We start from the raw sequence: 14,349 nt of genomic DNA, 5'->3' as shown, positions 1-14,349 counted from the left end.
GCAATGAGCATGACCATCGCGCTTGAAGCGTTTCTCACCCTTCCCCGCGGCCTTCTTCTCACTCTGGTTCTGACATTCGCATCGCTTGCCGCAGGCTTCGCCGTCTCGGTCCCGCTCGCCTTCCTACGGGCATCATCAAATCCGTGGGCTTCCGCGCCCGTGCTGGCATATACCTATGCGTTCCGCGGCACGCCACTTCTGGTTCAGCTTTTCCTGATTTACTACGGGATTGGCCAGCTTCCCCTCGTCCGCCAAAGCTTTCTATGGGCCGTGATGCGAGAGCCGTTCTGGTGCGCCTTCATTGCTTTCACCCTGAACAGCGCCGCCCATACGACAGAAGTTCTGCGCGGCGGGATCCAGGCGGTCCCGCGTGGGCAGATTGAAGCGGCCAAAGCCTTGGGCCTTTCCCGTTTCCACACTGCCCGTCTTATCGTGTTCCCTTTGACCCTCAGGATCGCTCTTCCCGCCTATGCAAATGAGGTGGTTGGAATGCTGAAGGCAAGCTCCCTTGCAAGCACCATCACGCTGCTTGAGGTGACCGGGCTCGCCCGACAGCTGGTGTCGGAGACATTCGCCCCATACGAGGTCTTCATTGCCGCGGGGGCTTTCTATCTGCTGCTTACCCTCTTGATCACGCAAGGTTTCCAGATGCTGGAGACGCGTTGGACGCCGACGGCAAACCGTCCACCGCCGGCGCAACCTGTACCTCGAAGAGCGAACGGAAAGCCGCCTCTCGCCTCGGCTGAAACTTGACGCCAGCCCACATCCCGGACGCCAACAATCAAACTCAGCAATGAAAGGAACATCGTCGTGAAACGAACACTTCTGCTTGCCCTGTCTCTTGTCGTCTGCGCCAACAACGCGGGAGCAATGGACAGGAAGACACTGACAATCGCCTCTGAAGGTGCTTCGCCGCCCTGGAATGCCATCACCCCCCAAGGGGAGCTCGCCGGCTTTGACATCGACGTCGGCCGCGATCTTTGCCGGAGGATGAAGTTCGAGTGCACTTTCGTGCCTCAGGACTGGGACGGAATCATACCGGCGCTCACCGTTGGAAAGTTCGATGCCATCATGTCGGGGATGGCGATAACTGAGAAGCGGAAGAAATCTATCGCTTTTTCCAAGCCCTACGCCGGAGGTTTCAACCAAGTTGTCATACGCAAAGATCTCAATCTTCCGCCCACGGATACGTTGGCCGAGCTCGACCTCACAACTATCGACCCTGAAAAGCAGGCAAAGATCGAGGAGCTTCGAGCCGCTCTCAACGGCAGAACTTTGGGCGTATTGCGATCATCGAATTCGGAAGCGGTGCTCAATGAACTGTTCGGAAAGGTCGCGACGATCAGGAGCTACGATTCCCAGGACAACATGCATCTCGATCTCGTGGCTGAGCGCATCGATGGCGGTCTTGCCGACTATTTCACCTGGAAAGCCTTCCTCGACAGCACGGATGGCGGGATTGCGACGCTCTACGGCCCGCGGCTCTCCGGTGGCCTGTGGGGCCCGGGTGTCGGCGTCGGGCTCCGGCAAGATGACGGCGAACTGGTTGCGGCATTCGATAGCGCCATCGAGGCCGCCACGAGCGACGGAACCCTGAAGCGGCTGAGCGAGCAATGGTTCAAGATCGATGTTTCGCCGCAGACATCGAACTAGACACTGGCTTTCCGACACGCATTTCCCCCGAAGCCATAGTGCGTGAGCAGTCGGCAGTCCCAAAGATCGAAGGTAGACCATATGTCCGCACCCTTTTCCATTGCTGTCACCGGCCAGTCGCTCATCCGTCATGATCTTCGAACGATCGGCGATCCACGGCTCGCTGAGATCGCCGAGATCCTCAAAGCAAGCGATGTTGCCTTCACCAATCTCGAGACGACTATCTATGGTCGTCATGGTGGATGGCCGCTCAAAGGCAGCTATTTCGGCGCTGCAGCGCCGGATGTCTTGGCGGCGTTGAAGGAGCTCGGTTTCAATAGCCTGGCTCTGGCGAACAACCATGCTTTCGATCTTGGACCGCCGGGGATCCTCTCGACGCTGGAGGAGGTTGCGGCACACAATTTCCTGCATGCCGGCATCGGCCACAACAAGCATCATGCTTCCACGGCACAGAAAATGACGTTCGGATCCCGAAATGTCGCGCTGATTGCCATGGATGCCGGGCCAGGCCCGTCTTTCATGTACGCCGAGGACGCAACTGAGGGCAGGATAGCAAGGCCCGGCATCAATAGTCTGAAAGTCTCCAGGGTATTCGACCTGGAAGCGGGAACATTCAACTTGCTTCGCTCCATTCAGGAGCGTCTTCTAAGTTCGCCCTTGGAGCGCGCGAATTATGCCCAGCCAGAGGATCCGCCTGATCTTCATGGCCAAGACGAAATTGATTTCTATGGAACCGTGTTTCGCAGATCAGATGAGACCGCTCGCCGCATCGTCATGGACCGGCACAGCGCCAGGGCTCACCTTTCGGCGATCGCGGAAGAAGCGGGCCGCGACACGCTCGTCATCGTGTATTTGCATCATCACCATTGGGAGCCGAACTGGCAGCAAGTCCCCGTCTGGGTCCGCGAATTTGCGCACGATTGCGTTAACGCGGGCGCAGGCCTCTTTGTCAGCCATGGCGCTCCGGTCCTTCAAGGGGTTGAGATATATCGGAATACGCCAATTTTCTACGGCCTTGGCAACTTCCTCTTCCATACGGAAAAGGACGAACAGGAATGGAGCCCGCCGGAAGTGTGGAGGAGCGTCATCGCGACCTGCAATTTTGGATCTAGCGGACAGCTGGAAAATGTACGCTTGCGTCCGATTGTGATCGGTGGAACCGAGGCATTATCGAATCCTGCACGCGATCGCCTCCCCTTCCCTGTGCTCGCCGATGGCAGAATGGCGGCAGACATCCTTGACGATCTTGCCGACCGCAGTGCCGGTTTTGGCACTGTGCTTGACCGAGAGAAGAACGTTGGCCAGATCGCTTTTTAGAACCTGCAGTATGCGGCGATAACTCTACGAACCGCTGACCAATTTTTGCGGCCGCGCTCTTGTTGGTCTTTTTATGGGGAAACGTCCTTGTGTTCTTCCATCTCTTCATCGACAATCGAGCTGACGAGGGCAACGACCCGGCTGCGCACACGCGGAGAAAGGAGCAAAACGTCGTCTATCAGACGCCGTCCCTCCGCCGTGGATATGTAGGCAATCTTCCCATCGATCTCTGTTATGAATTGCTGGCCCTGAGTGGTTTCGGGATCTGGAAGGCCTTCGAAAAACCTCGAAACCGGGATCTTGAGGCAATTGGCAAGCTCGTAGAGCATCGAAGCGCTGACGCGGTTCTTACCGCTTTCATATTTTTGTACCTGCTGCAAACTCACCCCGATGCCGGCGCCGAGATCCCCTAGGGAGACATTCGACTGCATTCGGCGGATACGGATTTGCTGTCCGACATGCCGATCGACTGGATGTACCGACTCGCGTGCAACATCCGACTGTTTGGCTTGCGCAGGTCTCGAAGTCCGAACCTGGGCTGCTACATAGCGCTTCATGGTGGTCACCCCGATGGAGAGTTTCACGCGGTGCGCCCCCGCTGAAAACTCGCTCAACCCACTGATCGGGGAGTTAGAACACCGTGCTAGACGGCCCTGTGGCCTTTAGTTCCGAGGAACCTGGACATACGCCACAGGCTCCTCGACCGAAGGTCAAGGAGTGTGGTGCCGAATCGGCCGACACCAACCGCTAACAGGGGGTTCTAATCCCCAAGGCAGCGCGTACTGCCTCGCTGCGAAACCTAGTTGAAATCCGCCCGCCGCGCAACCGAATTCTTTACAAGATTCAATAGCTTCGCTTTACGCGCGGACACTTGTCTCAAAAGCGAGAGGTCACGCTTCGGGCGGTAAAGTGGACAGAAAACCAAAGGAGGTGCGATCAGCGGAACGCCCATTGCGAGGAGTGTCTGCCCACCCTCCGGGAGGAGTATGCCACCGCAAGCTCCGCCCATAGGGGGTCCTGGGTGAAGCTGGAAAAGGGCCCGCAAGCGTCGATAATGCTCATCTTGCCGAACTGCTCGAGAAGCGTTGCAATACCCCCGCGGCTAACTGCATTCAGCAGCGAAAACGGCTCGCACGGCGAGGAGATGATGCGATGGCCCCAAACCCCCGGCCGTTCGTCCTTTGACAGTGCGTTGAGAAGCTGTGTGTCACGATGGTTGTTCCTCAACGCCTCGCAGAATGCCCAGCGCATCAACGGATAATAGATCGTATGCCGACTTCCACCCAGGACACGCACGCCAGGCAGGATCGACGTTACGATGAACATCAGCAGAAGGTTCGGAACGATCCGGCCAGTTCTCAGGGCCTCCACAAGACTTGGCGGCGAGAATTCAACACAGACATCATCTGTCTCCTTCGACCGGAGGACCCTGCCATCCAGCCAAAGTGGAAAAAGCCGCCCTTCAATGCAGCCCCAGAAAAAATGCGTCGAGTTTTTCAGCCAGCCTCGCCAAGCCGTGTCAGCGAGTTGATCGATGCAATGGATGAGGCGCATCGCGAATGCTCGGTCCTCGATCAACGAGGCTCGCAGCCAGGACCGGCCATCGGAAAGGTGGTCCGCGACCAGATCGGCAACGTCGCTATCGTCAAGCTGAAGAAAGTCCACCTGGCTGTCAGAATACCGCTTCCAGAGGCAAAGATTTGCCGCTTTGATCGCCTCTGCCGCCGACTGGAATTCGCCAAGAGGCAAAAGGTCTCGCAAGCAGGAAATTGCCTCCGAGTCATGACCGGGCCTGTCGACGTTTTGAAGATGGAATCTGTAGCAGCCGTTTCTGCCAAGAATGCTGTAGGGGATCATTTTGCTGCGCGACAGGCCGAAGACATTGACTGCATCGCCATCGACGTGGAGCCAGGCCGGACCCTTGCGACCGCGTTCCACGAACTTCACTGTCGAGCAAGCGTAGGAGATATAGGATGTCCTGCCATGCGCGCGAAGTCCCATCAGGGAGAACAGATGGGTGTAAAAGGCGTCAGGCTCGATCAACAGGTGGAGGTGGGGGCCACACTGCAGCACCGGAGCGACTTCGATTTCGGTTTGAAAGCGCGTCACGGCCCCTGCTGAATAACCCTGACGTTGCGCGACGGCCGCCACGCGTGACCGCAATAGAGACATTGCCTGGCTTCGCGCGACGCAGCCCGATTGATCCGATCCAACCGAGAAAGCCGCCTTTGCGTAGTCGTTCAGCGATGCCTGCTCAAACTGACGCAACCAAGGGAATAATTCAAAAATGAGGGTCAACACCTCACCTTTTGAAACCAGGTCGCTATTGGGCGACGTCTCCATCCTCAGACGCACCGGCTTTCCACCGGCGCTCCCCGATCCATGTTAAAGTGAAAGAAGAGCGCGACGGTCACCATCAGCGCCCCGAAGAGGCCGAAAATCCCCGAAGGTGGAATTGCGTCTCCGATCGTCCCGATGATGCCATACGCAAGAAGCCCTATCGAAACACAGATCGTGTGGATCTGGCTTCGCGCCCGCCCCAACATGTCAATCGAAACAGTCGATTGAACCCGTACATCGATCAGGATCCGCGTGACATTGTAGCAGAAGCCAAGCAACACCAGTTGAACGAGCGCGGACAAAAAGCTCTGGAAAACAGGAAAGCCCAACAGAACAATGCCAGCAAGCGCCGCCTGGAAGAGGATGCTTTGTCGTCGCGAACGCGCCCTTCTGAGAAGAAGGGTTGAACAGCCCGCAATCGAACCGAGGGCCCAACCTGCCTCGAGATAACCGAACTCTAGCGCCGACCCCTTGAGTTCGCGAGTGACATATGCGGCGCCCAATACACTCACAAGCATGCCCATCGCATAGGTCAACGCATACATGACGGCGATGGTCTTCAGTGGGTGAACGACGAAGGTCGTCGGCAACAGATCCATCCGACGAATGCTCTTTGCCTGCAAATCCGATCGAGAACGAGAAGGCGGCTGTCGGCCGAGCAGTGCCAGCAGCCCCAACAGTGATAGGCCGAAAAAGGCGCCAGGCAAGATCGACGTCAGATTCATCCCGATGGCGGTTAAGCTGTACCCGGTGACGATAGCGGCGATGAGATTGCCCGCCTGCATCGCAATATAAGACGCCGAATTGAATGAAGTGAGGTTCTTAGGACGCACGATGTCTGGAATGATGGCCTGCAGCGCAGTCGAATAGGTTCTGTCGATGAACGCGAAGATGGTCCACGATAGGCAAAGAACACTAAGTGGGTCACCGAACATGAGACCAATACCCGTTGAAAATATGAGGATCAACCTTGATAAATCGCAAGCGATACAGACGAAGCGACGATCAAATCGATCAACTAGAACGCCGCCAACGTTGCTGGTGAGCAACTCGGCGGCACTGCCGAGCGCCAAAAGGATGGCGAGAGCGCTCGCGCTCTTGCTGACATCTGTCGCAACCCATGCCGCCAGCACGAAGTAGACATTCCGGCCAGTGGCCGACGCCAGAACACAGAAGAGATAGATGCCGCGAGAGGCATAACACCCTATGCCGCTGCTTTTTGTTGCGCCCACTTCATCCACACTCCCTACTGGCAGGTTCATGGGGACATGCTATTCTTCTGAAGAGCTGGCGGCTTTCACGAATTTGATATTATCTCTAGTTCAGAACCAGGCTACTCCTTCCAGAGCGCCCGGTACTCGGCAGGGGAAAATCCCGTCTCTCGGCGAAATCTGGTCGAGAGGTGGCTCCCGCTGGAGTAGCCACAGGCGATGGCGATCTCGGTCACGCTGATCGCAGTCGTGCGGAGAAGGTCGGTCACGCGTTCAAGACGGCGTTGGTTATAGAAGCCATAGGGCGTCGAGCCTTGCGACTGCTTGAAAGCGCGGGAAAAATGCTCGTAGGTCAATCCCGCCTCTTCAGCCAGAGCGCGCACGCTTGGAGGTCGATCGATGTGAGCTTCAATCCGCCCTATCACGCGCTTGAGAACGGTAGGCGACAATCCTCCTCGAGACAATCTGCCAGATGTGCCGGAGCGGCGCTGCAGAAGTCCGAAGATAGCCGCGAGATGCCCTTCCACGATCACACTCCCCATGGAATCGTCGTGTGAAAGTTCTCCGGCAATCTGCCGCGCCAAGCATTGGATCGGCAGATCTCTAAATCCAAGCTCCGGACGCAAGGTGCCGACGCGCGGCAGCTTAGTCGTGAGGTTTGAAAAAAAATCCTGCGTCACGGTTATCATAAGATAACAACCCTCAGCATCCCCTTCATCCCAACCGCTCCAGTGGCAACCGGGCGGAATGTAAACAAGCGAGCCGTCTGGACGCGGACTGAACTCGACTCTTCGTCCGTCCAGAAAGTTTTCGCCGGATGCCGCCGTACCCCTTATGTTGAGGAAGATCAGGTGGTCATCCGCGACAACGTCGATAACCTGTCGCCCGAGACTGCGCCGGCGAACGACATCTGCGCGGGCATGGCTCCAATGGCCTTGCTGGTGAAGGATGATCTCCCCTTGTGACTTCTTCATCCTCTCGGGGTGAATTGATGGAATGATCCCCACTCGACAGCTGCTCCCTTGAAAAACCGGTGTGTTAGCGACCCTACCTCACCCCAAGTTGTCAACAAGCCAGGCTTTAACCTCAGGTCGAATTTCATGTCAATTTCATGAAAACCAATCAAAATCGTGGATGCGAAAACATGACGTTCGCGATCATCTTCTGCCGACATCATCGCTGACGGCACAATCTTTTCGGGATGCGCGATTTCCCTCCTGAATCCCAACAACGCGATGGTGCGAGAGAAAGGCAGGCTTTCGCATGCGTGAATTTGCCGACTTCATTGAGGAGTGCGACTGCGCCCCGCGCCTTAACGAGCTTTCTGAGTTTTTTTCGACCACCGCATCCGGTGAGGCCGGAATGCCTATCCGTCCGCCTGAGCTCGATCGCCGCTTGTTCCCAGTGGACATGACGTTCAGGCGCTTTTCAGCCCTTCATCCGCTGCGCCAAGGTCCATTCGATAAGCACTACTTGAGCAGCATACCCTACCGCCTCGAAGAGGAGTGCCGCATAGGCGGCGCGATCCTCAAATACGCGCGGGCCAGAAAGGGTCAACTGCAACTCTACACGCTAGGTACAGCCGAGGGGACGATGGCTCGTGTGATCGGCGAACTTGGCAAGGGCAGGATAGAAACACTGTCATGCAGTCCCAACGTCGAGAACCTTAGAAGCTTCTATGCCTATGGCGTTCCTCCTCATGCCATGTTTTTTCACGGACCATTTCATCATCTGACATCGCAAAGGGTCCAAGAAGACGTGGAGCTCCGAAAGTTTGGCAGCGGTTTCGATATCATCCTCGAGGACACGACTTTCCAGATGTATTCGCCAAATCGCTTCGATCAGATCCGTTTCGTCTCGCAGCATCTCAAGACCAACGGGCTCTTCATGTTCGTCGAGAAGTTCAGGCATGAAGACGACGAGGAATATCGCCGGCGGGAACGCCAGAAGGACCATAGCTTCAAAGCTCGCTTCTTCAGCGCGTCAGATATTCGCGCGAAGGAAGAGACGGTGCTGACGCGAATGGATCGAAACGAAGTCACCCTTTCGGAGATGAGCGAAACACTACGCCGGTTCTTTGGACACTCATTCGTCACCTGGAACAGCGGCAATTTCTACACGCTTGTCTCCAGCAACAGTCAGCAGAATCTCGACCTGTTCCTATCGAAGCTGTCCCCACCCGCGATTCCGGCAGAATATGTCTATGCGGACCTTCCTTACCGCCTTTACCCGGAATCCGAAGCAAGGCGGCTATCGGGGCGATCCTGGACCCTTTAGCGGCTCCTCATCTTCACCGTCGCGTGAGCGCAACTGCGTCACGTCTTCACGAGCCTCAACTGGAACAACGTTCGCGTCAGCAGAAAGCGCTCCATCACGTTGAGCAGCCCTCAGCGCTTTGCCATCTCGAAAAGCCCTTTTTCTCCAAACAGGCAGGAACAGCATGAAGAAATCGATTGGCGAAGTCCATCACTTCGTTGAGCTGAGTCCGCCGGGCAACGCGCATCTGGTCCTGCCACGAGCGCCATCATTCGCGGATGAGGAAGATGTTCCAAAGTGCGTACACGTCGCCGAAGCGTGTGTCGCTATCTCGCGCACGCAGCACGTTGCCGACAAGATCTGCACGCAAATCGAGGACTTCTACCAATCCCTCGTCTCCGTGGGACCTGACAGGTTTCTAGCTTTCGAAGGTGGAGGCGCGATCATAAGGCCGACAAGTGAAAGCTTGTTCTTCAGGGTCTCAGCGCGAGACCACGTCACCTTCTGTGGCATCCGCGCGCTGCTGGAAGCAGGCTTGTTTCTGGCCACGTCCGTGTCCGAGGGGGCTATAGAGTGGCGTCACGCAGACGACACGCGATCTGGTGAGACCTGCAATCGCCTCCACAACGACCGCTGCGGAAGCGACGAACAATAGCTTCGTCCAACTTCGCCACCCAAAGGAAAATCGATCTCGGGACAATCAGGTCGTAGTGCTTTTCCAATCTACCAACCATTTCGTCACCCCGCTTTTCTTCGAGTCTCAGAGGTTGATGCCGCGAGCGCGGCTAGCAGCCCTTTGGCGCCGCTCCGCTATGATCTGCTCACTGCTCTGCAGACGGACAGTCTGCTGCAGGACCTTCAACCGCTCCTGCATCGCCGCGAAAGCTCGGCGCTGCGGTGGCGGCACGCGGTTGACAAGATCCTTGTCACCTCGGACGAGGGCATTGCGACCAAAGCGCTCGTCGAGCGCCCGGCTGACGGCCGCAAACTCCCGGCCAATGCCCGGATCGAGGAACGCGGCGGAGACGCCGAGCCTTCTGCTGTCCTTCCTCGCCTCGGCCGTCAGGCGCACCAGCGCCTCTTCCGCAGCTTTCGAAAGAGCTGGAATGGCAACCGCCATGCGCCGCCGTTCGTCCGTGATAGCCTGGCGTTCTGAGTTGAGCGCATTGGTGTAGGCCGCACCGAGCGCGCGCAGACGCGCTGCAGCTTCCGGCACGGTCCGCGTCGCCTCTTTCCGCTCTCGGCCAGAGGCCAGCATCCGGTCCATCAGGCGATCCGAACCACGCAAGGCACCATAGGCGGCAGGATTGTTGGTCACCGCGGCTCCAATGCGCTCGGCGGCAAAACCTTTCTGGAGAAGTTCCTCGATCTTGCCGACGACTTCAGCCGGATCGCGCCAGATTGTCGTTGCCGCGTTCGCCAGTGCCACACGCTGCTGACGATAGAGAGGCGAAGCAAGAGCCCGAGATCGCGCCTCGTCGTCAACGGGGATCTTGAACTCGGTGACGGCGGCGAGCATCGGGGGAATGGGAAGGTTCTCCTTCCCCACCCCCTTCTCCGTCTCTGTCCTCAGATCGACACTGGCGCCGGCAACGATCTTTGAGCGATCCCGACGTTCGGCGAGGTGCTGCTCGTCGGCAAAGCGCCGCACGGCTTCGAACAGCCGCATCAGCTTTCCGCGCCGTTCATCCGTGAGATCCTCCGGCACGCGCTCGACTATGTTGCGTTCAGCGATCACATCCGCCTTCGCGCTAAATGCGCTCCAGCCAAAGCGGGCCGTCAAAGCTTCGCTCACCGCCTTGATCTCCTGCACCACCGATCGATCTTTGGCGGTAAGCGCAAAGGCCGTCTTGTAGGCATCGTCCCCGCCCTGGCTGCGCACCGCCTCGATTTCCACAAGACGCGCCATGGCGCGTTCGGAGAGCGTCGGGATCGACAATGACATATGCGCGCGGCGCGTCTGCTCGCGCAGTTCGAACCGTACGGCGTTCCTGCGGAACTCGGTCGCATGGGCACGGGCCATCGGAAGCAGTTCCTTCACGGCCGCGACAGCGAGATTGCGCTCTTCACGCGCCACGCGTCCGTCGACGATCAGCTCGGAGCCACGCAGCCGGCCAAGCCGACCAGGGGCTGCCGCAAGGTCGTCGGCGAGCCTGCTGGGTGCGACTCCGATATCCGACGCCAGTGCATTCAGCGAGACGAGCGCTGCATCCGGATCCCGGTAGATCTTCTCCAGCAGCGGCCGCAGGATCACCTCCCGCTCTGTCCAGGCCGGCGACGCAAGCTGCGCCAACCGCGCATCCTCCTCGACGCTGCTGACAAAGGACGTGGCCGGCGGGATCAGATAGCGTGTTTCAGCAGCACTTGCGCCCGAGACGGAGTGGGATGCAGTTCGCGCGTCACTGGATGTCGCTTCGACCATCGTCTGGCTCCGTTCTTCATTGTAGGCGACCCGCCGTTCCCGCTCGATGGCAAAGCCGAGCGCCACGCTTGCCCTCTCCCAGAGCTTGGCCACCTGCTCCCTCTTCTCGGCAATCCAGGCCCAGCGCCGGGTAAGGCTTTCCTCCATCTCGGCTGCGGCAAGCGAGAGATGATCGAGCCCGCGGCGCCGGGCGAAGTCGTTCGCGTGTGCGCGGTAACTGGCCTCGCTCTCAAAATCGAGCGTCGTCGTCTTGGCACCGGAGCGCGACAAGCGTTCGACGAGCGGATTGAAGAGTTCCGGCCGATGACTTTCCCGCTCGATGCGCTCCTGTCGTGCGCTAGCGGTCTCGACCTGGCTGGCCGTCCAGACGTTGCGATCGACCTCTCTCTCCTCGTAATGCTTGTGACCTGTCTCCTCGTCGACAACGGCAATCTGGACCTTGACCCGCTCGACACCATCCTTGCGCAGCGTCACGGTGTCGCCTTCCTGGATGCCGGCCTCCTCGAGTGCCTTCGGCAGGCTGACGCCCCAGAGCCGATGGGCGGTTCCGTCGTCCGTCCTGACATCGGCATAGGGGCTGTCGTCGGCATCCTCGTCCTCGGGCCGGAATTTGGCTTCGCCGGTTTCGACAAGCTCGCCGGTGACACCGGCGGCATGATCGACACGCGGTTTGCGTCCCCATTCCGGTCTCGGCTCAAAATCCTCTTTCGCCGCATAAAGATCGACGCGGTCGCGATGCCGGGTCATCGACACATAGGTCAGATGCCGGTCCATCATGCCGGTGGCGAGCACGAAGGTGCGGTCGACGGTCGACCCTTGAGATTTGTGGATCGTTGCGGCATAGCCGTGGTCGACATTGTCATAACTGTCCTCGCCGAAGACGACTTTATTGCCATTGTCGAGCAGAACCGACAGCAGCGGATCGCCGCGTTTGTCGCCGGTCGCGGTGACCGTGCCGAGCATGCCGTTCTTGACATATTGCGGCCCGGAGTGCTTGGCCCGCGGCTCGAGGAAGCGGGCGTTCTCCAGGAAGATGATGCGGTCGCCGGCGGCAAATTTTCGCGCCCCGCGCTCGGTCCGGAAGCTGCGGCTTTCGCCGAGGGCATTATCGCCGGCCATCACCTCACGCAGCGCCTCGTTGAGCTTGCGGACATCGTCGTTGGTGTGGGCGAGCACCAGCAGTTCATCACCGCGAAGACGGCCATCCCTGCCCTCAGACGTTGATCGCTCGATTGCCTCTCTGCGCGCAGCAGCCCAGTCGGAGACGATGCGATCGATCGTTTCCTCGCGTGACCCTGCCTCGACCAGATGGCCATGGCGGGCATAGGCGTCTAGGCCCTTCTCGACTTCGCCGCGGGCAAACAGACGCGAGGCATCGCGCGCCCAGGCCTCACGCTGGCGGCGCACGCCGGCAAGCTCAGCAAAGCCGATGCGTTCGGTAATTGCCCGGAAGGCAGCACCGGCCTGGATCGGCTGCAGCTGCATCGCGTCGCCGACCAGCACGACCTTTACCTCAGCCTCCTCGGCAATCTTCAGCACACGGGCCATCTGCTGCGAGGCCACCATGCCGGCCTCGTCGATCACCAGCACATCACCGCGATGGAGCGTATCGCGGCCATTGGCCCAGGCCAGTTCCCAGGAGGCAAGTGTCCGCGACTTGATGCCGGAACTGTCTTGCAGCCCTTCCGCCGCCTTGCCGGCAAGGGCTGCACCGATCACCCGGCGTCCCTCGCCCTCCCAGGCAAGACGTGCGGCAGCAAGCAGCGTCGATTTGCCGGCGCCGGCAAGGCCTACAATAGCGGCAATGCCACCATCACCGGTGACATGACGGACAGCATCGACCTGCTCTGCATCGAGCCGGAACGGAGTTTTGGGATCGCCGCTCTCGATGCTCTCCACGCGTTCGATCGCCACCGTCACATTCCGCTCGGAAACGCCGAAGCCGCGACGCTCCGACAAAACCCGCGCCGACTGCGCCATGTCGTATTCGATGCGCAGCATCTCCCGCGTGGTAAACATCGCGGGCTCCGACACCTTTCCTGTCTCTGCCTCGATCTCCTGCGGCTTCAGTATGACCAATTGGTCCGACGCCATCAGCCTGGCGCGGATGTTGGCAAAATCGGTGGGATCGTCGACATAACGGTGCAGCGCCTTAGCGATTTCCCTCTCGTCGAAGGTAGAGCGTTCATTGCCGAGCTGCTTCAGCAAAAGCTCCGGCTCTGAAAGCAGCCGATCGGCCATCTCCTGGCGGCGGGCGAGATCGGCCGGCGCGAAGTGGAGCTCCCTGCCCTTCCTCGCCAGCGCCGCCTTCTCCGGCCCGAGATGTTTTTGCGCGATGCCGTCGAGGCCCTGTTCGGCATAGGAGCGACCGTCGAGGCGGATGTCATGTCCGGCCAGCGCCAGATGCCGGTTGGCCGTTTCCGCCCAGGCGATCTTCCACGCCTTCATCGTTTCCTTGTCGCCCGCCCAGACTTTGTAGACGATCTTGCCGTTCGGGCGGTCCGGCGTGACGACGCGCAGCGGCTTACCATCCTCACCAAGCACTGGAACCTTCTTTGCCCCGAACCCCTCCTCCGTCAGCGGCCGGAGCGTCGTCATCAGGTGGATGTGCGGGTTGCCGTCCTTGTCGTGATAGACCCAGTCGGCGATCATTCCTTTCGAGGTGAGATTGTCGCGGACGAATTCGCGCACCAGCGTGATATTCTCGGCCCGCGTCAGCTCCTCCGGCAGCGCGATGATCAGTTCGCGGGCGAGCTGCGCATCTGCCCGCGTCTCGAAGGCGTCAACGGCATTCCAAAACACTTCGCTGGCCTTGCTGACGGACTGACCTGATATCGCCGACCGCAGCCAATCCGGGATCTCATCCGGCAGCGCCAGTTCCTCATACATCAGTTCGCCCGCCCCACCGCGATAGCTGAACGACGTTCCCGCCTGCTCGTCCATCATCCGGGCGCGGTGGCGATAGGCGGCAGCCGAGACGATGCTGCGTCCCGATCCCCTACTGATCACCTGCGCTCTGACGAACATGATCGCCACTGGCGTCTCCAGACTGGCCCAAGCACGTCGCGACAGCGACGTATATTGCGCCCTCAAACAGATCGGCCTGACAAGGCCGATGCCGTCTTTCCCGTTGCAACGTACCTCACTTTA

Annotated in this window: 10 protein-coding genes; 5 read left to right on the top strand and 5 right to left on the bottom strand. The window is 59.1% G+C overall.

Translation table 11 applies throughout. The annotated features are described in order from the left end of the window. Positions 1-3 precede the first annotated feature (3 nt). From EFQ99_RS30775 to EFQ99_RS30765, 3 genes are all read left to right on the top strand, one after another. On the top strand, positions 4-753 hold the full coding sequence (locus EFQ99_RS30775) for an ABC transporter permease (RefSeq protein ID WP_016737468.1): 750 nt from the start codon (positions 4-6) through the stop codon (positions 751-753). Between the two features lie 57 nt (positions 754-810). Further along, entirely contained in the window at positions 811-1,653 is an 843-nt protein-coding gene (locus tag EFQ99_RS30770) for a transporter substrate-binding domain-containing protein (protein WP_011053397.1), read from the top strand. Between the two features lie 81 nt (positions 1,654-1,734). Next, a complete protein-coding gene (locus tag EFQ99_RS30765; RefSeq protein ID WP_004668595.1) occupies positions 1,735-2,970 on the top strand; it encodes a CapA family protein in 1,236 nt (411 codons plus the stop codon). A gap of 71 nt (positions 2,971-3,041) precedes the next feature. On the opposite strand, the gene EFQ99_RS30760 is transcribed toward EFQ99_RS30765, so the two are convergent. The 4 genes from EFQ99_RS30760 to EFQ99_RS30745 form a co-directional block, all read right to left on the bottom strand. Then, positions 3,042-3,527 (bottom strand): helix-turn-helix domain-containing protein, encoded by a 486-nt coding sequence (locus EFQ99_RS30760; protein ID WP_018247165.1) that lies wholly within the window; start codon positions 3,525-3,527, stop codon positions 3,042-3,044. Positions 3,528-3,906: 379 nt separating this feature from the next. Beyond that, positions 3,907-5,313, bottom strand: coding sequence for a hypothetical protein (locus EFQ99_RS30755; protein ID WP_016737467.1), 1,407 nt, complete (start codon positions 5,311-5,313; stop codon positions 3,907-3,909). Positions 5,314-5,315: 2 nt separating this feature from the next. Further along, entirely contained in the window at positions 5,316-6,572 is a 1,257-nt protein-coding gene (locus EFQ99_RS30750; protein ID WP_097592254.1) for an MFS transporter, read from the bottom strand. A gap of 71 nt (positions 6,573-6,643) precedes the next feature. Then, complete coding sequence (locus tag EFQ99_RS30745; protein ID WP_210293994.1) at positions 6,644-7,495, bottom strand: helix-turn-helix domain-containing protein; 852 nt, start codon at positions 7,493-7,495, stop codon at positions 6,644-6,646. 289 nt (positions 7,496-7,784) lie between these two features. On the opposite strand from EFQ99_RS30745, the gene EFQ99_RS30735 reads away from it, so the two are divergent. Together EFQ99_RS30735 and rctB are read left to right on the top strand one after the other, a co-directional pair. Further along, positions 7,785-8,798: a class I SAM-dependent methyltransferase gene (locus tag EFQ99_RS30735; protein WP_097603305.1), complete on the top strand. Its 1,014-nt coding sequence runs from the start codon at positions 7,785-7,787 to the stop codon at positions 8,796-8,798. Positions 8,799-8,961: 163 nt separating this feature from the next. Then, entirely contained in the window at positions 8,962-9,432 is a 471-nt protein-coding gene (rctB, locus tag EFQ99_RS30730) for an SMa0974 family conjugal transfer regulator (RefSeq protein WP_097592257.1), read from the top strand. Positions 9,433-9,537: 105 nt separating this feature from the next. On the opposite strand, the gene traA is transcribed toward rctB, so the two are convergent. Further along, positions 9,538-14,235 carry a Ti-type conjugative transfer relaxase TraA gene (traA, locus tag EFQ99_RS30725; protein WP_097603306.1) on the bottom strand — a complete coding sequence of 1,566 codons (4,698 nt, stop codon included), beginning with the start codon at positions 14,233-14,235 and terminating at the stop codon, positions 9,538-9,540. Between the last annotated feature and the right edge of the window lie 114 nt (positions 14,236-14,349).

The organism is Rhizobium vallis (assembly GCF_003985155.1).
In the GTDB taxonomy this organism is placed as follows: domain Bacteria; phylum Pseudomonadota; class Alphaproteobacteria; order Rhizobiales; family Rhizobiaceae; genus Rhizobium; species Rhizobium vallis.
The sequence above is the reverse complement of the archived record's forward strand: the minus strand, read 5'-3'. Positions and strand labels throughout refer to the sequence as shown.

Coding starts and splice junctions, on each gene's coding strand:
- EFQ99_RS30775 (WP_016737468.1), top strand. CDS start 4: ATGAGCATGACCATCGCGCTTGAAGCGTTTCTCACCCTTCCCCGCGGC.
- EFQ99_RS30765 (WP_004668595.1), top strand. CDS start 1,735: ATGTCCGCACCCTTTTCCATTGCTGTCACCGGCCAGTCGCTCATCCGT.
- EFQ99_RS30760 (WP_018247165.1), bottom strand. CDS start 3,527: ATGAAGCGCTATGTAGCAGCCCAGGTTCGGACTTCGAGACCTGCGCAA.
- EFQ99_RS30755 (WP_016737467.1), bottom strand. CDS start 5,313: ATGGAGACGTCGCCCAATAGCGACCTGGTTTCAAAAGGTGAGGTGTTG.
- EFQ99_RS30750 (WP_097592254.1), bottom strand. CDS start 6,572: ATGAACCTGCCAGTAGGGAGTGTGGATGAAGTGGGCGCAACAAAAAGC.
- EFQ99_RS30745 (WP_210293994.1), bottom strand. CDS start 7,495: ATGAAGAAGTCACAAGGGGAGATCATCCTTCACCAGCAAGGCCATTGG.
- EFQ99_RS30735 (WP_097603305.1), top strand. CDS start 7,785: ATGCGTGAATTTGCCGACTTCATTGAGGAGTGCGACTGCGCCCCGCGC.
- rctB (WP_097592257.1), top strand. CDS start 8,962: ATGAAGAAATCGATTGGCGAAGTCCATCACTTCGTTGAGCTGAGTCCG.